The 17615-nt window shown below is 67.8% G+C and carries 21 protein-coding genes; 8 read left to right on the top strand and 13 right to left on the bottom strand.

What is annotated here, in order from left to right; genetic code table 11:
- Window positions 1-15: 15 nt before the first annotated feature.
- Window positions 16-1401: an MFS transporter gene (locus ACYVL2_RS02630; protein ID WP_460539905.1), complete on the bottom strand. Its 1386-nt coding sequence runs from the start codon at window positions 1399-1401 to the stop codon at window positions 16-18.
- Window positions 1402-1581: 180 nt separating this feature from the next.
- Between ACYVL2_RS02630 and ACYVL2_RS02625 the strand changes: the two genes are divergently transcribed.
- Both ACYVL2_RS02625 and ACYVL2_RS02620 read left to right on the top strand, forming a co-directional pair.
- Entirely contained in the window at window positions 1582-2175 is a 594-nt protein-coding gene (locus ACYVL2_RS02625; protein WP_460539903.1) for an NADPH-dependent FMN reductase, read from the top strand.
- Window positions 2176-2306: 131 nt separating this feature from the next.
- Window positions 2307-5033, top strand: coding sequence for a helix-turn-helix transcriptional regulator (locus ACYVL2_RS02620; RefSeq protein WP_460539901.1), 2727 nt, complete (start codon window positions 2307-2309; stop codon window positions 5031-5033).
- A gap of 20 nt (window positions 5034-5053) precedes the next feature.
- Here ACYVL2_RS02620 and ACYVL2_RS02615 read toward each other — a convergent pair whose 3' ends face one another.
- From ACYVL2_RS02615 to ACYVL2_RS02605, 3 genes are all read right to left on the bottom strand, one after another.
- On the bottom strand, window positions 5054-5440 hold the full coding sequence (locus tag ACYVL2_RS02615; protein ID WP_460539899.1) for a type II toxin-antitoxin system VapC family toxin: 387 nt from the start codon (window positions 5438-5440) through the stop codon (window positions 5054-5056).
- Window positions 5437-5673 (bottom strand): FitA-like ribbon-helix-helix domain-containing protein, encoded by a 237-nt coding sequence (locus tag ACYVL2_RS02610; protein ID WP_460539896.1) that lies wholly within the window; start codon window positions 5671-5673, stop codon window positions 5437-5439. Before ACYVL2_RS02610 ends, ACYVL2_RS02615 begins: the two co-directional genes overlap by 4 nt.
- A gap of 100 nt (window positions 5674-5773) precedes the next feature.
- The gene (locus tag ACYVL2_RS02605) at window positions 5774-6601 is read right to left on the bottom strand and encodes a helix-turn-helix transcriptional regulator (protein WP_460539895.1); all 828 of its coding nucleotides are present in this window, start codon (window positions 6599-6601) and stop codon (window positions 5774-5776) included.
- Window positions 6602-6713: 112 nt separating this feature from the next.
- Here ACYVL2_RS02605 and ACYVL2_RS02600 point away from each other — a divergent pair, with 112 nt between their 5' ends.
- Entirely contained in the window at window positions 6714-7712 is a 999-nt protein-coding gene (locus ACYVL2_RS02600) for a hypothetical protein (RefSeq protein ID WP_460539893.1), read from the top strand.
- 141 nt (window positions 7713-7853) lie between these two features.
- On the opposite strand, the gene ACYVL2_RS02595 is transcribed toward ACYVL2_RS02600, so the two are convergent.
- A complete protein-coding gene (locus ACYVL2_RS02595) occupies window positions 7854-8324 on the bottom strand; it encodes a rhodanese-like domain-containing protein (protein WP_460539891.1) in 471 nt (156 codons plus the stop codon).
- Between the two features lie 76 nt (window positions 8325-8400).
- Complete coding sequence (locus tag ACYVL2_RS02590) at window positions 8401-8985, bottom strand: dihydrofolate reductase family protein (protein WP_460539889.1); 585 nt, start codon at window positions 8983-8985, stop codon at window positions 8401-8403.
- 83 nt (window positions 8986-9068) lie between these two features.
- Here ACYVL2_RS02590 and ACYVL2_RS02585 point away from each other — a divergent pair, with 83 nt between their 5' ends.
- Complete coding sequence (locus ACYVL2_RS02585; RefSeq protein WP_460539887.1) at window positions 9069-9644, top strand: TetR/AcrR family transcriptional regulator; 576 nt, start codon at window positions 9069-9071, stop codon at window positions 9642-9644.
- A gap of 128 nt (window positions 9645-9772) precedes the next feature.
- The gene (locus ACYVL2_RS02580) at window positions 9773-10279 is read left to right on the top strand and encodes a hypothetical protein (protein WP_460539885.1); all 507 of its coding nucleotides are present in this window, start codon (window positions 9773-9775) and stop codon (window positions 10277-10279) included.
- A 169-nt stretch (window positions 10280-10448) separates the two neighbouring features.
- Here ACYVL2_RS02580 and ACYVL2_RS02575 read toward each other — a convergent pair whose 3' ends face one another.
- The 5 genes from ACYVL2_RS02575 to ACYVL2_RS02555 all read right to left on the bottom strand — a co-directional run bounded on the left by ACYVL2_RS02575 (window position 10449) and on the right by ACYVL2_RS02555 (window position 14462).
- Complete coding sequence (locus tag ACYVL2_RS02575) at window positions 10449-11414, bottom strand: aldo-keto reductase family protein (RefSeq protein WP_460539883.1); 966 nt, start codon at window positions 11412-11414, stop codon at window positions 10449-10451.
- A gap of 114 nt (window positions 11415-11528) precedes the next feature.
- A complete protein-coding gene (locus ACYVL2_RS02570) occupies window positions 11529-12116 on the bottom strand; it encodes a dihydrofolate reductase family protein (protein ID WP_460539881.1) in 588 nt (195 codons plus the stop codon).
- Between the two features lie 150 nt (window positions 12117-12266).
- Window positions 12267-13013 (bottom strand): SAM-dependent methyltransferase, encoded by a 747-nt coding sequence (locus tag ACYVL2_RS02565; protein WP_460539880.1) that lies wholly within the window; start codon window positions 13011-13013, stop codon window positions 12267-12269.
- 350 nt (window positions 13014-13363) lie between these two features.
- Window positions 13364-13678, bottom strand: a complete 315-nt coding sequence (locus tag ACYVL2_RS02560; RefSeq protein WP_460539878.1) for a DUF397 domain-containing protein — start codon at window positions 13676-13678, stop codon at window positions 13364-13366.
- Entirely contained in the window at window positions 13638-14462 is an 825-nt protein-coding gene (locus tag ACYVL2_RS02555) for a Scr1 family TA system antitoxin-like transcriptional regulator (RefSeq protein WP_460539876.1), read from the bottom strand. Before ACYVL2_RS02555 ends, ACYVL2_RS02560 begins: the two co-directional genes overlap by 41 nt.
- 345 nt (window positions 14463-14807) lie before the next feature.
- Between ACYVL2_RS02555 and ACYVL2_RS02550 the strand changes: the two genes are divergently transcribed.
- On the top strand, window positions 14808-15113 hold the full coding sequence (locus ACYVL2_RS02550; RefSeq protein WP_460539874.1) for a hypothetical protein: 306 nt from the start codon (window positions 14808-14810) through the stop codon (window positions 15111-15113).
- Between the two features lie 107 nt (window positions 15114-15220).
- The gene (locus tag ACYVL2_RS02545) at window positions 15221-15655 is read left to right on the top strand and encodes a class I SAM-dependent methyltransferase (RefSeq protein ID WP_460539872.1); all 435 of its coding nucleotides are present in this window, start codon (window positions 15221-15223) and stop codon (window positions 15653-15655) included.
- Window positions 15656-15743: 88 nt separating this feature from the next.
- Here the strand turns inward: ACYVL2_RS02545 and ACYVL2_RS02540 are convergent, their stop codons facing one another.
- Window positions 15744-16184 (bottom strand): GNAT family N-acetyltransferase, encoded by a 441-nt coding sequence (locus ACYVL2_RS02540; RefSeq protein ID WP_460539870.1) that lies wholly within the window; start codon window positions 16182-16184, stop codon window positions 15744-15746.
- Between the two features lie 10 nt (window positions 16185-16194).
- A complete protein-coding gene (locus tag ACYVL2_RS02535) occupies window positions 16195-16332 on the bottom strand; it encodes a hypothetical protein (protein WP_460539868.1) in 138 nt (45 codons plus the stop codon).
- A 495-nt stretch (window positions 16333-16827) separates the two neighbouring features.
- Between ACYVL2_RS02535 and ACYVL2_RS02530 the strand changes: the two genes are divergently transcribed.
- Window positions 16828-17595, top strand: coding sequence for a TRM11 family SAM-dependent methyltransferase (locus ACYVL2_RS02530; protein WP_460539866.1), 768 nt, complete (start codon window positions 16828-16830; stop codon window positions 17593-17595).
- The last annotated feature ends 20 nt before the right edge of the window (window positions 17596-17615 follow it).

Below are 17615 nucleotides of genomic sequence, written 5' to 3'. Positions count from 1 at the left end.
GGCCGCTGTGAGCGTTCATCGCTCGAGGCCGGCCTGTTCCACTCGGGAGCGCCACGGTCTGGTGGTGGCCATCGCGGCGGCTCCGAGCACTAGCGCCCCGGCGATGGTCCAGGCCGAGAGCCGGTAGCCTTCCAGCGCCGTCGACCCGAGCCCCCAGGCCAGGGCCGCGGTCACCGGGCCCAGCGAGGTGCCGATCGTGCGGGTCGTGGCCATGAACGCCCCGGCGGTGCCTGACTGCTCTTTCGGGGCCGTAGCGAGCAGGTAGGCGTTCATCGGCGTGTTGAAGACGCCGAAGACCAGGCCGAAGGCGGCCACGCGCGTCCCGATGCCGAGCAGGCTGGTCGATTCGCCGACGAACAGCAGCGGCACTATCCCGCCCACCGACAGGATCGCTCCGGTGAGTGCGACGCGGCCGGGGCCGAAGCGGTCGGCGAGCCACCCGGCCGCCGGCGTGGTCACCGCCGCTCCGCCGATGAACGTCAGCAGCACGGTGCTGACGAGTGCGGGGCTCAGGCCGTGCACGTCGGTCAGCAGGAACGGCAGGGAGAAGTTCAGCAGTCCGGTCATGGTGGCCATGAGGATCAGGCTCAGCAGTGCTCCGGCCATCGCCGGGTTCCGCAGCAGCGACACCGTCGGCGCGGAGGCTGGTCGGCGGGTCCAGACGGCCGCCAGGACGACGCTGGCGGTCAGTGCCGCCAGTGCGATGGCGGGCGCCGAGTCCACGTATTCGAACGCCAGCAGGAACGCGAAGATCGCTCCACCGGAGGTGGCCAGGTCGGCGAGGAAGTCCCGGTCGAGCCGCGGCAGTCCCGTCCCGTTGCTCGGCACGGTCGTCCACAGGGCGATCAGGGCCAGGGCCGCGGCGGCGGTGAAGATCCAGAACAGGCCGCGCCAGTCCGAGATGGAGATGATGAACCCGCCGAGGGCGACCATGCCCATGCCGCCGACGGTCATCAGCAGCGTGATCACCGACAGGGCGCGCCCGCGCGCCGCTTCGGCCGCGGAGGTGGTGATGATCCGCCCGGTCATCCCGAACAGCACGCCTCCGATGAGCCCTTGCGCGGCTCGGGCCGCGACGAGGATCGCGAAGTTCGGGGCGAGCGCGGCGGCGAGTGAGAACACCGTCAGCCCGCCCATGGAGAAGGCGGCGACCGCGCGCAGGTCGGCGCGGTCGGCGAGGGCGCCGGCGGCGATGGCGACCGCGCCCATGGGGAGGGCGTAGGCGAGCAGGACCCAGGCGGTGGCGGCCTCGCTGACGCCGAGGTCGGTGCGGATGGGCGGGAGTCCGACGGCGACGCCGGACATGCCGCCGGCGACGACCAGTTGCGCGAACCCGACGGCGAGGATCGTCCCCCATCGGGTGCGTTCGACCCCGTGGGCCGGTGAAAGCTGCTCTGTCATGGGCTCCAAGCTATGAGCGCTCAGGCGGGGTCGGCATCCGTCGACCGACTGGCGGAGGCGACCGGTTCGCGCGGTCGACGAGGGAGTTCGAGGTTCAGTCGGGCGACAGATGCGGCTCCAGTCGGTCCGTCCGTAGCTTCGTCCTCGCCATCGCACTGTACCGACGAATTGGGGGACGACATGTCCGACAAGCTGAAGCTCGCCGTCATCATCGGCTCGACCCGCGAGGGCCGCTGGGGCCCGGTCCCGGCCGAGTGGATCGCCGAGACGGCCGAGGCCCACGGCGGGTTCGAGGTCGACGTGGTGGATCTGCTGGAGGCGGGATTGCCGCAGCATTTGGAGGGCCGGGACATGTGGGCGGCTCCGGGCGATCCGTGCGCGCCGGTCGCGAACCTGGGTGAGCGCCTGCACCGCGCCGACGCGTTCGTCGTGGTCACCGGCGAGTACAACCACTCCTACCCGGCTCCGCTGAAGCACGCGATCGACTACTACATGAAGGAGTGGCAGACCAAGCCGGTCGGGCTGATCTCGTACGGCGGCGGCGCCGGCGGGCAGCGCGCGGCCGAGCACCTGCGCCAGATCTTCCCCGAGCTGCGCGCGATGACGATCCGCAACACCCTGTCGTTTCCGATGTACTGGGAGAAGATCGACGAGAACGGCGAGTTCACCGGTTTCGCCGACGCCGAACCGCACGCCAAGAGCTTCCTGAACGAGCTCCAGTGGTGGGCCCGCGCGCTGGTGAACGCGCGCCGGGAGGCCCCGCTGCCGGCCTGAAGCACCGCAAGGGCCGGGGCGATCGACGCCCCGGCCCCAATTCGCACGATCCTATATTATATATCCTATAGGATATAGTGTATGTGATAGAGGACGATTCGGATATCGGACGCGGCGCTACCGTTGAACGCATGCTCCACGGACGTGCCGCCGAGACCGCCGCCCTCGCATCGCTCCTCGACTCTGCCCGCGCCTCGCGCGGGGCCGCCGTCGTCGTTCGCGGCGAGGCCGGGATCGGCAAGTCCAGTCTCGTCAATGCCGTGACTGAGTCGGCAGGCGACTTCACCGTCCTGCGCTGCGTCGGCGTCGAAAGCGAGAACGCCTGGTCCTACTCGGGCCTGCAAGCGCTCCTGCTGCCCCTGACCGGATACATCGGACGGCTCCCGGCCGGCAATGCCGCCGTGCTCAACAGCGTGCTCGGTCTCGAGGTCGCCGCCGAGAAGCCCGAGCGCCTCGAAGACTCCCGGTTCCGCGTGGGCGTCGCGGTCCTGAGCCTCCTGGCCGAGGCCTCGGCGTCGAAGCCGGTCCTGTGCGTCATCGACGACGCGCACTGGCTCGACCGCGACTCGGCCGACCTGCTTCTGTTCGTCGCGCGCCGCCTCGCCGCCGAACCGGTCGCCATGATCTTCGCCGCCCGTGACGGCTACGCCCCCGACTTCCCGGCCCCCGGCATCGACGAGCTCGTCGTCGGGCCGCTCGACGACGAGGCGGCCGCCCGCCTGCTCGGCGAGCGCCTCGCCGGACCGGCCCGCTCCACCCGCGAGAGGATCCTCCAAGCCGCGCAAGGCAACCCGCTCGCGCTCCTCGAACTGCCGCCGGTGGAGACCGACGCCCGACTGGCCGCCTCCTTCCCCGGCCACCGCCACTCCACCACCGCCCGCCTCAAGCAGGCCTTCACCGACCGCATCGACGCCCTCCCCGAGGACACCCGGACGCTCCTGCGGCTCATCGCCGCCGACTTCACCGGCGACCCGTCGCACATCCTCGCCGCCGCCGAGCGGCTCGGCATCTCACTCGCCGACCTCGCCCCTGCCGAAGCCGACGGTCTCGTCCGCTTCCGCCACAACCGCTTCGAGTTCGGGCATCCGCTGATCCGCAACGCGGCCTTCCTGTCCGCGCCGACATACCAGCGCATCGAGGCGCACCGGGCGCTCGCCGACGTGTTCGAGCCCGAGGACCACCGCCGCACCTTCCACCTCGCCGCCGCCGCGACCGGTCCCGACGAGGACATCGCCGCCCGGCTGGAGCGCACCGCCGAATGCGCGGCCGGATGCGGCGGCCACGCGGTCGAGTACTCGAACTTCGAACGCGCCGCCTCGCTGACGCCCGACGGCCCCGACAAGGGCCGCCGCCTGCTGCGCGGCGCCGAGGCGGCCCTGAACGCCGGCAACGGCCCCAAGGCCACGGAACTGGCCGAGGCGGTCGGCCGCTACACGAACGACCGGGTGATCCTCGCCCGCGCCACGTCGGTCGCCGCCGCCGTCACCTCGTGGGGCGGGCAGACCCGCGAGGCGTACCGGCTGTGGATGGAAGCGGCCCACCACTACATGGCCGGCAAGCCGGAAGCCGCCGGATACCCGCTGTTCCGAGCGGTCGAACTCGCCTGGCAGAGTGGTGACTTCTCCCGCGCCGAGGTCGCGGCCGAGCACGCCGAGCGCCTCGGGATCGACCACGCGCCGATCGTCCGCGACCTCGCCGTGGCCGCCGCCGGATTCAACCGGTCATGCACGATCACCATCGCCGAGGCGATGCAGGCGCTCGGGCGCCTGATCGACTTCCACTCCGACTTCCAATCCAAGAACAGCCTGTCCCACCGGGTCATGCGCACCTGGTGGTACCTCTTGACCGGGGACGTCGAGACCGCCGAGCGCGACGCCGACGAGCTCATCCAGGAGTGCCGCGCGGCCGGTGCGGCCGGTCCACTCCCGAGAGCCCTGGTGCTCAAAGCCATCACTGAATTCCATAGAGGACGCTGGAGCGATGCGGAGGCCGATGCCGCCCACGCGATCGACATCGCGACCGAACTGGGACAGAAGGACTGGCCGCTGCGCGCCCGCGCCCACGTCATCGCCCCGATCGCCGCACTCCGAGGCGACGAGGAACGAGCCAGGGAACAGGTCGAGACGGCCGCGGCCGAGGCGCCGGAGACGGTCGTCTGCACCGACACCGCCCTCGCCCTGCTCGACTTGGGTCTGGGCCGCTACGAAGCGGCGCTCGACCGGTACATGCGGCACTTCGAATCCGACGGCCCCGGGGACGCGCTCGTCCACGTCCCCGCGGCGGTCGAGGCGGCGGTCCGAGCCGGCGAGGCGGCCCGGACCGAGGCCATCGTGCCGTGGTTCGAGCTGTGGACCGAGTCGAACGGCAAACCGCACTGGGCGGCGATGGCCGAGCGCTGCCGGGGCCTGCTGGCCGACGACGCCGACGCGGGCAAGCACTACGAGCGGGCGGCCGAGCTGCACCGCGAGGACGGCAGATACCCGTTCGAGGCCGCCCGGACCGACCTGCTGCTGGGCGAATGGCTCAGGCGAGCCAGGCGGGTCAACGAGGCCAAGACGAGGTTGCGCGCCGCCGCGGAGGCTTTCGAGCAGCTCGGAGCGAAACCGTGGACCGAGAAGGTCCGGCGCGAACTGCGGGCCGCCGGCGATGCCGGACCGATCGAGGCCCGACCAGGGCTGGCCGAGCGACTGACCGCGCAGGAGTTGCAGGTCGTGCGACTGGCCGCGGCGGGCTTGAGCAACCGCGAGATCGGCGAGCAGCTCTACCTGAGCCCGCGCACGGCCGGCTACCACCTCTACAAGGCCTACCCGAAGCTCGGCGTCTCCTCCAGGACCGAACTGGCCAAGCTCAATCTCTAGCCGAGCGCCGGTCGGAGGGTTCAACCGTAGAGTCGGACCTCTACCGTTCGCGCCTGGCGTTCTATTTTGGCGTCGGTCGTGGCCAGTGGGCATTGGAGCTGTTCTGCCAAGGCGACATAGCTGGCGTCATACGGATTGAAGTTCTCTCGCAGAGCCCAGGCTCGCGGGCCGGTGACCGATTCGGGATATCGGATCAAGGCCAGGTGATCCTTGACCAGTAGGGCCCCTTCAGCGCGCTTGCGACTGATCTTGCCGCCGAGCAGGAGCCCGCTGAGCGCACTGCGGAACTCGTAGTCGATCAGATGCGGGACGTGCAGCTCCGTGCGGGCCAGGTCGTCGAGGAGCAAGGCCGGCGGGTCTTGGCCGGAAGTCGCTTCGACCAGCGCTGCATTGTCGAGAACGATCATGCTTCGCGGATCCTGCGGATCTCATCGACGATGTCGTCGTGTTCTGCGCCGCCTCCCAGGTCCTGAAGGGCCTTGAGACGTTCCCGAAGGTCATCGGGCGTCGGACGTGCCACAGATTCGGCCAGGATCTGGCCGGCGTAGGCCGAGAGCGACTGACGAGCACGAGCGGCCCTCGCTTTGAGCTCGGCTATCACGTCCTCGTCAAGATCGCGCACCTGCAGGTTCTTTGCCATCTGAGCCTCCACCAGCAGGCCTCATGATACCTATACGCATGTCGAGCATCTGATACATGCCTTTCGGGTGTGTCAATCTTAGCTCGGGTGATGCGTACCCTCAGGCCGACAGCGAGGCGAGTTCGCGGAGCCGCTCCTCGGTCCCGGTGCCGGGCTTGGGCTGCTTCACGATCAACTGGAACTCTGGCGCCTCCGCCGAGTGCAGCACGCTCTGCTCCAACTGGAGCAGCCCCACGATCGGATGCTCGATCGCCATGTCGATCCCCGACCCCCGGTGGACCACCGCGTGTTCGTCGATCCAGGCCCTCGCCTCGGGGAAGTGCTCGCGCAGGCGTTCCAGCAGCGCCTCGACGCGCTGCTCGGGGTTGCGAGCGAACCCTTCGCGCAGCTCACCGACCATGCGCCGCGCATGCACGGCCCAATCCACCGTCTGCGTACGGAACCGCTTGGAGGCGAACGCGCCCCAGACGCCGTTGCGATCCTCCGGAGGGAACTCCGAGAACCCGCAGAGCGCGTCGCAGACCGCGTTCCAACCGTGCAGATCCCACGCCGCGTCGACGATGAACGCCGGGGCCGGCAGCATGGCGTGCATCAGCCGCAGCAGCCGCCCCGGAACCCCGCCCGCGTCGCGACCGGGCGAAGGCGGCAGCTGCCCGACAAGCCGGAACAGGTACTCCACTCCGGCGTCGTCCAACCGCAGCGCGCGGGCCACGGCCGCGAGGATCTCCGGCGACGGGTTGATGTCCCTGCCCTGCTCGAGCCAGGTGTACCAAGTGAGCCCGACATTGGCCAGGACCGCGACCTCCTCACGGCGCAGCCCTGGGGTGCGGCGGCGCAGCCCCGGTGCGAGCCCGACGTCCTCGGGCGTGAGCCGCTTTCGCTGGCTGCGGAGGAAATCGGCCAGTGCGGTCCGTCGTAGCTCGTCCATGGCGCACTCCCTGGTGGTGTCAGTACCCGCATAGAGAACACCGAACTCGATGCCTCCGCGGCGAAGAAGCTTGGGCCGGCCGCTTCTGATGACGATTATGAAGGAGGAATCGGTGCTGAACCAATTGACGAAAGTGTCGCTGAGCGCGCTCTCCGCGGTAGCGCTGCTGGCCGCCGCCAGTCCCGCCGCCGCCGGATGGGGCCGGTACGACCCCGCGCCGGAAGTGATCGAGGCCGCATCGCCGACCCACTACCCCGAAGGAGTCGCCTACGATTCGGGCCGCGACGCGTTCCTGGTCACCTCGCTGGTGCACGGCACCGTCTCGGTCGTCGGCCGCGACGGCGAAGTGTCCACCCTCATCGACCACCCCGCCCTGGTCTCGACGATCGGCGTCCGCGTCGACGCCCGCCGGGACCGGGTGCTCGTGGCCACCGCCGACCACGGCGTCGCGCACAACTCGACGCCCGAGACCGTCGGCGACCTCGCCGGCCTCGGGATCTTCGACCTGGACAGCGGCGAGCTGATCGAGTTCGTCGACCTCGGCGCGCTCGCTCCCGAGGCGCCCGGCCACTTCGCCAACGACATCGCGATCGGTTGGGACGGCACGGCCTACGTGACCGACTCGATCGCCGGGATCGTCTTCGAGGTCGCGCTCGACGGCAGTGCGAAGGTGCTCGTCCAAGACGAACGGCTGCAGTCGCCCGACCACGGGTTCGGCGTGAACGGCGTCGCCGTCCGCTTCGGGGACCTCATCGTCGGCAACGCCGACAGCGGGACCCTGTGGCGCATCGACCTCGACGAGCCGGAAGCGCTCCGCGAGATCGAAGTCGAGGCGAACCTCATCGGCGTCGACGGCCTGGTGTGGAAGAGCACCGGTTCGCTGGTCGCGGTCACCAACTCGCTCGGACAGCCGGGAACCGATGCGGTGTGGCAGCTGCGGCTGACCCACGGCGGCACCAAGGCGAGGGTCGTCGAGGAGCGGGCCTGGCCCGACCGGTGGCCGACGACGGCGACGCAGCGAGGATGCGCCGTGTACGTACTCAGCGGGAACATGGGCGTCCTCATGACCGGGCAGGAACCGACCGACGAGTTCACGATTCGTCGCTTCTGATGGTTGAGCTTTAATCCGCAGTACTGGCCGGACGGCCGCGTCCGGGTACTGCCGAAGCCCTTGCCGGGCGGTTCTTATTGGAGACGGGGAGCCGCGACCGGCAAGGGCTTCGCTCTTGCCCGCTTCCGGAAGTCGACTAGGTCAGCACGCGCAGGAGACGCCGCTGACGGGGACGGTCAGCGGGTCGGGGTCCTCCGCGACGACGCCGTCGGCGGTCGCGACGGGGAGCCCTTCGCGGATCCAGTACTCCATGCCGCCGAGCATCTCCTTGACCTGGTATCCGGCCTTGGCGAACGCGGCCGCGGCACGGATGCCGCCGTTGCAGCCCGGTCCCCAGCAGTAGACGACGACGGGGCGGTCGGTGTCGATGAGGTCGGCGGCCCGGTCGGCGATGTCGTCGGTCGGCAGGTGGACCGCCTGGGGGATGCGGCCTTGTTCCCAGGCGGCCTTGCCGCGGGTGTCGACGAGTGTGAAGCCGGGCCGGCCGGTTTCCAGGGCCGCGTGGACGTCGGAGACGTCGGTGCGGAAGGCGAGCTGGGCGGTGAAGTAGGCGAGCGCGTCACCGGATGGGGCCGGTGGCACCCGGAGCACGGGGTTGAGGTGAGTTTCCACCTCACTGAAGCTAACCGTTGATACAACGCGGCTCGGCGCTGGTACAGAGCATTCCTGGTTCCGAGTTCCGAGTCGGCTAGGCCTTGCGGTAGGTCTGGACCGCCGCACCGGAGTCGAAGGTCCGGTCGTCCGTGAGGACGAATCGGGTCGGCTCGTAGGGGCCGTCGAACATGGAGACCCCGCCGCCGAGCAAGAGCGGGTAGCGCTTGACGACGATCTCGTCGATCTCTGTGATGAGCGCGGCGGCGAGCTTGCCGCCTCCGCAGAGCCAGATGCCGTGCCCCGGTGCTTGTTTGAGTTCGCGCACGAATGGGAGGGCGTCGTCGGGCACGAAGGTCACGTCCTCGGCGAGTGCCGGGTCCAGTGTGCTGGAGAAGACGTATTGCCGCAGGTGGGAGTACGGACTCGGGTTGCCTTCCCGCAGTCCCGGCAGATACGTGCCGCGGCCCATGAGCACGGTGTCGTAGAGCCGGTTCGGGGCGTCGGCGATGCCGGCTCTGTCGCGGTAGGCGGTGGGGACGGCTTCGGGCCGTGTCTCGTTCATGGCGGCCATGACGTCGGGTTCGATGGGGAAGCAGTCGAACTGCCCGTCCGGGCCGGCGATGTAGCCGTCGATGGAGGCACCGACGTAGTAGGTCAGGCGGCGCTGCTGGTGGCGCATATGCACTCCAGGTAAAGTACTATGAATGAAGTTGTTTCACCGTACCACTACATATGAAGTGATGTTGACCGAGGAGCGGAACGATGCGCCAGAACCCCGAACGCAGGACGGCACTGACCGACGCCGCGATCGAAGTGCTCGCCGACCAGGGAGCTCGCGGCCTCACCTTCCGAGCCGTCGATCAGCGAGCGGGCGTGCCGATCGGCACGGCCTCCAACTACTTCCCCAGCCGTGACGCACTCCTCACGCAGGTCGGCAAACGGGTCTTCGAACGGCTCGACCCCGGGCCCGAGGCGATCGGCGAAACCCTCACGCTGCCGCCGACACGCGAATCGGTGAACCGGCTCATGCACGAGCTGGTCGGGCGTATCACCGCCTTCCGTCCGGGCTACCTCGCCTTGCTGGAACTGCGCCTCGAAGCCACCCGACGCCCGGAGCTGCGGGCGGTGCTCACCGATCAGATCCGCGCGAACCTGCAGGACAACATCGACTTCCACCTGGAATCGGGCATGCCCGGGGACGCGGACACGGTCGTCGAGCTCTACCTGGCCCTCAACTGGCTCATCGTCGAGCGGTTGACGCTTCCGGACCTCTTCGACGACGCCCGGGCGGACGCCCTCATCACCGCGATCGTCCATCGGATCGTCCCACCGAAGTGACCGGCGCCCGCACGGATCCGACGGCTCCTCGCCTCGGGTGAACGAGCCGCTGCTCGACGGCGCCCGCCACAAGATCCGACCGCCAGTGCGCACCACAGGGGCCCGCAATGAACTCTAGGGTGAAAGGCATGACGACTTCCTCCCAGCTGCGCAAGGTCGCGCTGTCCAACCCTGAGTCGGTCGAAAGCGATATCGACGGGGCACGAGTGTTCGCCGTAGGAGGCGAGGAGTTCGCTTCACTGGATGCGGATTCACGCGTGCGCCTGCGGCTGCCGACCGCAGAAGCCGACGACATGATCGCCCAGCACGCGACCGCCGAGAAAGCGGGCGACTTCGTGCGTCTGCCGATCGAGGACATCAACGGCCAGGCGCTCAACTACTGGGTGCGGCGCGCCTGGTTCTCGTGCGCTCCGCCGCAGCTCGCGGCGCGGGCGTCGGCCGCCGATACGGCCGGCGCGGGCGAGGTCGGCGACCTGCCGAAGGCGATCGGCAGGCCGGCCACCCGAGCGCTCGCGAACGCCGGCATCACCACGCTCGACCAGGTCGCCGAGCTTTCGGATGCGGATCTCAAGGCGATGCACGGGGTCGGGCCGAAGGCCGTGCGGATCCTCCGGGAGGCCATCGAGTCTCGCTGACGGCCAGGCATCGAAACGGCCGGTGGGACACATTCGACCCTGCCCGAGCGGGACGGAAGGTGAAATCCACCAGGAGAGCCTGCGTACACGTGCGCATGGCGTCACCCGAATAAGCGGCCCGATACTCCGCCCTGGCCGCAAGCCTGCATGCCGACCTTCGGCATCGCGGTTAGGCCGCGTCGGTCAGTCGCTGCCACTGGTCGGCCTCAAGCTTGAGGTTGACTCCGTCGACGGCCTCCTCCAGCTGCTCCACCGACGACACCCCCACCAGCGGGATCACGGGTGCGTCGTGGCCGCACAGCCACGCCAGCACCACCTGGTTGCGGGTGGCCCCGGTCTCGGCGGCGACCTCGTCGAGCACCTTGAGTCGAGCGGTCGTGCCCGGGTGCCGATAGTGCTCGCCCAGCGGCTTGCCGGGATTGGTGTACCGGCCCGACAGCAGCGCCGAATAAGTCAGCATCGCCATGCCCGGGGTGGCCGCGACATAGTCGAGATCGGTGGCCGCAGCGTGCACGTGCCCGCCTTCGGGCAGCTTGGCGCCCGGCCGCGGCAGCAGGTACGAGTACCGGTTCTGCATCGCCGTGTAGGCGGCCCGGTCGTCCCGCTCGGCGATGGCGCGGGCGCGCTCGACGCGCCACGCGGTGTGGTTGGAGGCGCCGACGATCCGAGCCTTGCCGGCCGCCACGACCCGGTCGAACCCGGCGACGGTCTCGGCCAGGTCGGTCTGCGAGTCGTCGTAGTGCGACCAGTACAAATCGACGTGGTCGACCCCGAGCCTGCCGAGCGATTCGTCGATGGCCGCACCGATGCGGTCAGCGGCCAGGCCCTCGCTGTGTTCGAGGCCGCCGCCCGGCACGGACGGGCGCCGCCCGACCTTGGTGGCCAGGACCACCTCGTCGCGGTTGCCGCGATCGGCCAACCACTGTCCGAGCAGCAGTTCCGACTCGTCACCGGTGCCGCCGTCGACCCAGAACATGTAGCAGTTCGCGGTGTCGATGAACGTCCCGCCCAACTCGACGAACCGGTCGAGGATCGCGTACGAGGTCGCCTTGTCCTGGACGGCGCCGAGGGCCATCGCGCCCAGGCACATCCGCGAGACCTCGAAGCCGGGCTGACCGAGTCGAATGTGTTCCATGGTGTGCTCCTTCGCATCGTGGTGTGGTCACGACGCTAGAACCTGGAGTGGACTCCAAGGCAAGCCTGCAGGTCACACCGGGTAAGGCCGCAGCCGACTCTTCCGGGCGAGCCACTAACGGCGAACCGGGTACCGGAGATGCACCGCGCGTTTGCCCTGCACGACGATCGGGTCCTCGAGGAGCACGTGCCCGCCCTCGAGTCTCGAGAAGTACGGGATGCCCTCGCCGAACAGCACCGGTGCGAGGCTGACGCACACCTCGTCGATCAGGCCGAGCGCGAGCGCCTGCTGCGCCACCTTCGAGCTCGCGATCGTGACGTCCTTGTCGCCGGCGAGCTCCCGCGCACGATCGACCGCCGCCTCCACACTGTCGACGAACGTCGTGGACGGCCACCTCTCGGCGGCGTCCTCCGGAGCCTGATGCGTGACCACGACGACCGGTGCGCCCACGGGGTGCTCGTCGCCCCAACCGTCGGTGATGTCGAACAGGCGCCGACCGGCGATGAGCGCCCCGCAGTTCTCGATCATTTCCCGCAACACCGCCGCGCTGGCGGCATCGAGCTTGAACGAGATGTTCTCGTTGGCGCTCGACATCGCCGAGTCTCCGGCGTCGTACCACTCGAACAGCTCGCCGATCTGGTCATCCGGCTGTGCGATGTATCCGTCGAGGGACATGGTCATGTGGCTGAAGATCTTGCTCACGGCGTTCCAATCTGCGATCGGGCGCCGACTGGTGTCGACGCTGACCATGTAGACGACGCGGCAGCGCAGAACTCATCGCGCCGACGCGATCGCGCAACATCAGCGCCGTGAGACGTAGATCCGCGACGCACATGCGTGCCCGCCGAGGGCTCAGCGGTTCATCAGTGCGAACACGCCCCAGCCGAGGTACTCGCGCTGGTATCTGGCGTGCTGGGCCGGTTCGGTCTCGAGCGCGGCGCGCATCTCCTCGGCCAGCTCGTCCTCCGGGTTGGCGTCGAGCCAGCGGCGGATGTTGAGCCACTGCGCCGCGACGTAACGGTCCCAGCTGTCCTGGTCGGCCAGGACCATCTCGACGACGTCGCAATCGATGTCAGCGAAGTGCTCGATCAGCTCGGGCAGGCCGAACAGGTCTTCCTCGCGGGATATATGGCAGCCGTCGAGGACGGCCCGGCTCTCGGGCTCTCGACGCCAGTAGACATCGCCGATCAGCATCATGCCTCCCGGCGCCAGGCTTCGGCGCAGGAGCTCGATCGTGCCCGCGGTGCCGCCACCGATCCAGGTGGCTCCGATGCAGGAGGCGATGGCGACCGGCTCGTCGGCGACGTATTCGGAGGCGTCACCGTGGACGAAGCCGACCCGGTCGGCCACGCCGAGCGATGCTGCGCGCTCGCGGGCGGCTTTGAGGAAGACGGTGCTGATGTCGACGCCGGTGCCGGTGATGCCGTAGTCGCGCGACCAGGTGCACAGCATTTCGCCCTTGCCGCAGGCGAGGTCGAGCATGCGTGCGCCGGAAGAGGGGCGGATGGCTCCGCCGAGGGTCGCCAGTTTCTCGCTGGTGAACGGGTTGCAGAGGCGATGGCTGCTTTCGCGAATGGTGTGGCTACGTGCCAGGTCCACGGTTGACCGTCCTTTGGTCAGAAGAGGTTGGAATGGAGGTGGATTGCGGTCGACGGGAGTCGACCGGGAACGTCAGGACCGCCATGAGATGCACCTCTTCCAACTCGGGACGCTGCGACGTGGCGAAGGTACTGCCGCGCCGAGCGGACAGTCCAGCGGTTTTCCGGTTCCTGGAAATCCACTGGCGGTACGCGACCGCCCGGCCGCGAGCACGCCGCGAGCGGCCGCTTCGTCCTAGAGCCGGGTCGCTCCGACTCCTGCCGCTATCCTGCCGGTGTATCGCCTTGTGACCAGACACGGGGCACCACATACTGGCCCCGACGGCGGAAGGAGCGAGCCCGCTTTCAGTACTAGCCGGCAGCCTTCACGAGCGCGGCGAAGTCGCTGGACGCGAGGTCGAAAACCGGGGAGCCGTCGCCGAGCTTCGAGTCCCGGAGGTGGAAGCCGTCATCGGAGCAGAGCGCGACCTCGACACAGCTGGAATCGTTCGTCGAACCGCTGAGGCTGCTCTTGCGCCAAGCTCGCCGGACCTCGACACAGCTGGAATCGTTCGTCGAACCGCTGAGGCTGCTCTTGCGCCAAGCTCGCCGGACCTCGACACAGCTGGATTGATCGGAAGCACCGCTACGGGTGCTCTTGCGCCACGAGGTCACGGCAGTGTTCATGGAGGAACTCCTTCAACGGTATCCCGAGTTGCCACATGGCCTGACTCGCACCATCGTACCTGTCGATCAGGGCTTCTCCTTCCATGCACCAGCTGGCGTGAAATATCTCGGAGTAGATGAAGACCGGCGGGGCGGTATCGCTGTTACCGGGTTTGAAGATCTCAAACTGGGTGTTTCGAGCATGATGGAAACGGGTCATCACCCTGATAGAGGTGTTGGGAAGCGTCTCGTTTGCAAGCATCTGGCGTACTTGCTCTGTGCGAACGCTATCTGGCAGACTTCGGAGACTATAGACCGGGCTATCCCCGACGAGGTATCGGATCTCAGGGAGAGGTTTGCGGGAACGGAGGCCAAGCTGCCTGCTCTGCTTAAAATTCCAACCCTTCTGAGCTTCATGTTCGCTGAGCTGTTCAGCAGCCTGCGGAACCATGAAATGGTAGTCACGAGTCTGCAAGGGACCTGGAACAAGATGCGGCTCATGTTTGAAGATGTCACCTGAGTGGAGCTCGGCCTTGGCAAGTGACAAGGCGTGGAACCTCGCGTCGGCCTGTAGGAGCTTCGAGTCGCGGTTCTCCAAGATCATCTTGAGGTAGCGCTTGAGCTCCGGGCTCAGCGAGTAGGTCTCGGCGATCTGCGCAACCTCGCTCGGCTTCGGGTGGCTGGCCGTGCGTTCCCAGTTGTAGATCGTCCCGGTCGAGTAGCCGAATGCGGAAGCGGCTTCCGACTGCGTGAGACCTGCTGCGACTCGCGCGTCCCGCAAGACGACCGCCACGAACCAACGCATGAGCTTCGCCCGAATCATCGTGAACCCCCGATGCAATTCGACTGGTGGGATTTCATGATGACACTGCCCTCAGTCATCCCAATCACCGACAACGAACCGCCCTAAAGGTTTTGGCCTCAAAACTTCAGGGTCCTGCGTTCGGACTGTCGCCAACGGACTGACAAACTCGGCGCGCGATGTGCCTTGTGGCCTGCGGAAACACGCTCTAACTTGGTGGTCATCGCGAGCGGCGCCATACGGCTCGCGATCGGTGGGGAAGCCCGGGGGCCGCGGCCTCCCGATCCCGATACGCGGTCCTCGGGCACTACTCAATCGGATATCCGATAATCCTAAGTGGAGTTACGAATGCATTATCCGAGCGCGGCTCTCAATCCGCCGCCCGATCCCGAGGAGATCGAGGTGGGCGTGACCGTCGTCGGGACGGTCCGCATTCGGTGCCTACTGGATCCCGATTGGGTCTCGGTGCTCTGCTTCCGAATCGCCCCAGGAGAGCTGACTCACTACCTAGGCGTGGTCACCGGAGTCGAGACCGACTCGCCGAACCTGCACCTCGTGGAGGCTCAGCGTTGGCGATTCCCGACCCCCGAACTGCGCCAAACCCTCCGCCTGAACGTAGTGCAGCTCTATCACTCCTGGAAGCGGGCCCGATAACCTCCGCTCGGCAACCAGGCCTCGCCATGGAGCGTGTACCTCAAGGGCTGCCATCGCAGGTCGAGCGGTGATCGGTCCAGCTCCACGCCGTCGACACGAAGGGCACCATGGGACAGCAGCACGGTCAAGCATCGGTCAACCACTTCCAGTCGGGCGAGAATTACCGCGACCCCAGCAATCTGGCGGTCCGGCAGCGGCTGTACGACTACAAGAGTCCCGACTACGACCTCCCCGGCATAGTGTCATCCCACATCAAGGGGGAGCCCGCGAAGATCCTCGATGTGGGCTGCGGCAATGGCCAGTACGTGCGTCGGCTCAGGGCCGACTTCCCTGCCACCGAAGTCATAGCCGTCGACAAGGCACCGGCCATGCTCGAATCGACCCGCAGCTTCCGGAACCTGAGCGATGCGGAATTCGATCGAGTCATGGCCCAGATCGGAGCCCGGCTGGAAGAGTACTTCGCCGAACAGGACCTCCTTCGGATCACCAGCCATTCCGGCATCCTCGAATGCCGGAAGCCCTCACAGAAGTCCCACGAGTAATGCCGATACGTCCCGAGTTTCCGGGGGGCCTCGGTTTATAGAGCTTGGGTCTTCTGTCCGGCCGCGGAGATGCCGCCGATGCCGGTCGTCATGGGCGCGCGAGATATGCGGTCTTGGCGTCAGCCGAGAACCCGCATGCCTGGTAGAACGCATGTGTGTCCGGATTCCGGGTGCCGGTCTGGAGCATCGCCTTGTAGCATCCGGCGTCCCAGGCGGCATTGAGCGTGGCCCTCATAATCCGCTTCCCGAGTCCGGCGCCGCGCTTGTCCTGGTCCACAACGACGTTCTCGATGACCGCGTAGGGTGCTGCGGACCGGGTGAGGTTGGGAATCACATTCAGATAGGTCGTGGCGACGACGGCGCCGTCGACCTCGAGGACGAACAGGCGCAGACCCGGTGTTTCCAGGATCTGCTCGAAAGCGGTCGCGTCGGAACCGTCCTGAAGTACCGGATCTTGCGGGTGCAATTGTCGGTAGAGGCTTCGGATCGCCTTGAAGTCGCCCGGCCCGGCCTCGCGGAACAGCGTCATGGCCTCCAGGTTATCGATACCGGTGCTCAAGGGGCGAGGGAGCGTCGTCGCTGGTACTGAGGGTGTTCAGCGGCCACTTGATGGCGCCGCCGCCGGCTGGGTCGGCGAGGGTGTTGTCGAAGTCGAAGAGCGCCGGCCGTTGAGTCACATGGGTATCGTAGGCCGCTCGCTGCGCTAGCATGGCGCCGTGACATACAGCTTCTTCCGCCTCGGCTAGCTCTCCGCTAGCCGTCCGAGGGAAACCCGTGGCTAGCGATGTGGGGCGGCTGTCCGCCGCTCCAGGTCGCTCACCGGGAGCTTTGTCATGTCAGCAAACCGTCGTTCGACGGTGGGCTCGTCCACGCCCGAATCATCGGAACGCCGCAATCTCTTCGCCAGCACCGTGCACGGACTCGAGCATCTCGCAGCCGAGGAGCTCATCGAGCTCGGATACCGGCTCCGTTCCATCCGGAAGCGTCAGCTGCTACTCGCCGCCCCAGGGCCACCCACTGTGGATCGGCCGCGAACTGTCGACGACCTCCTCACCGAAGTAGTCCAAACCGTCGATCCCGGCCCCACCAAAGCTGATCTGGAGCGCCTGCCTCTTCGGCTCAAGGCCGCGGACCTGTATCCGGTCGAAGCCGACTTCGACCGTGGCGATCGGGTGTTCACCGTCTCGGCCTCGATTATCGGCCAGCGAACCTACAACCGCCACGACCTCGAGGATGTCGTCGGCGCGTTCCTGTCCGAGCAGCTCAACGCCCGGTTCGCTTCCCGCCGCGGCGGCCAACGACCGCCGGCCGGTGCGGCTGAATGGCGCGCGGTGCTGTCGCCCGAGGGTCTCCTGCTCGGATACCGAGGCCGCCGCCCACCTCTACACCGCCGCTCCTGGAAGACCACGTCGATCCGGGGCACGCTGCATCCGCCGGTCGCGGCGGCGATGGCCCGGCTCGCCGGGATCGAAGCCGGGATGACAGTGCTCGATCCCTGCTGCGGTGCGGGAACGATCCTCGTCGAGGCCGCGGAACTGGCACCCGGTGCCGACCTCATCGGTTCGGACCTCGACCCCGACGCGCTCGCCGCATCGGTGCGCAATGCGCGGCACCTCGCGGGCATTGCCTTGGCGAAGGCCGATGCCGCTCAACTCCCGATGCCCAACGGCACCGTCGACCGGATAGTGACCAATCCGGCTTGGGGCCGCCAAGTCGCCACACAGCAGCGCCTCCCCGTCCTCCTGGCGGAATGGCGGCGGGTCATCGCCGACGACGGGCGGCTTGCGTGCCTGTTGCCGCCGGACCAGCTACGCCACTTCGAGACCGAGCGATCGGACTGGAAACTTGTCGACACGTACCAGCTGAGCCTGTCCGGGCAGCACCCGGTCATCGCAGTGGCCGAGCCCAGATGGGATCGAAGAACCCCATTGCGGCCCTAGCCGGTCGCCATCACATGGAA

The sequence above is a fragment of the Glycomyces halotolerans genome, from assembly GCF_054779575.1.
The sequence above is the reverse complement of the archived record's forward strand: the minus strand, read 5'-3'. Positions and strand labels throughout refer to the sequence as shown.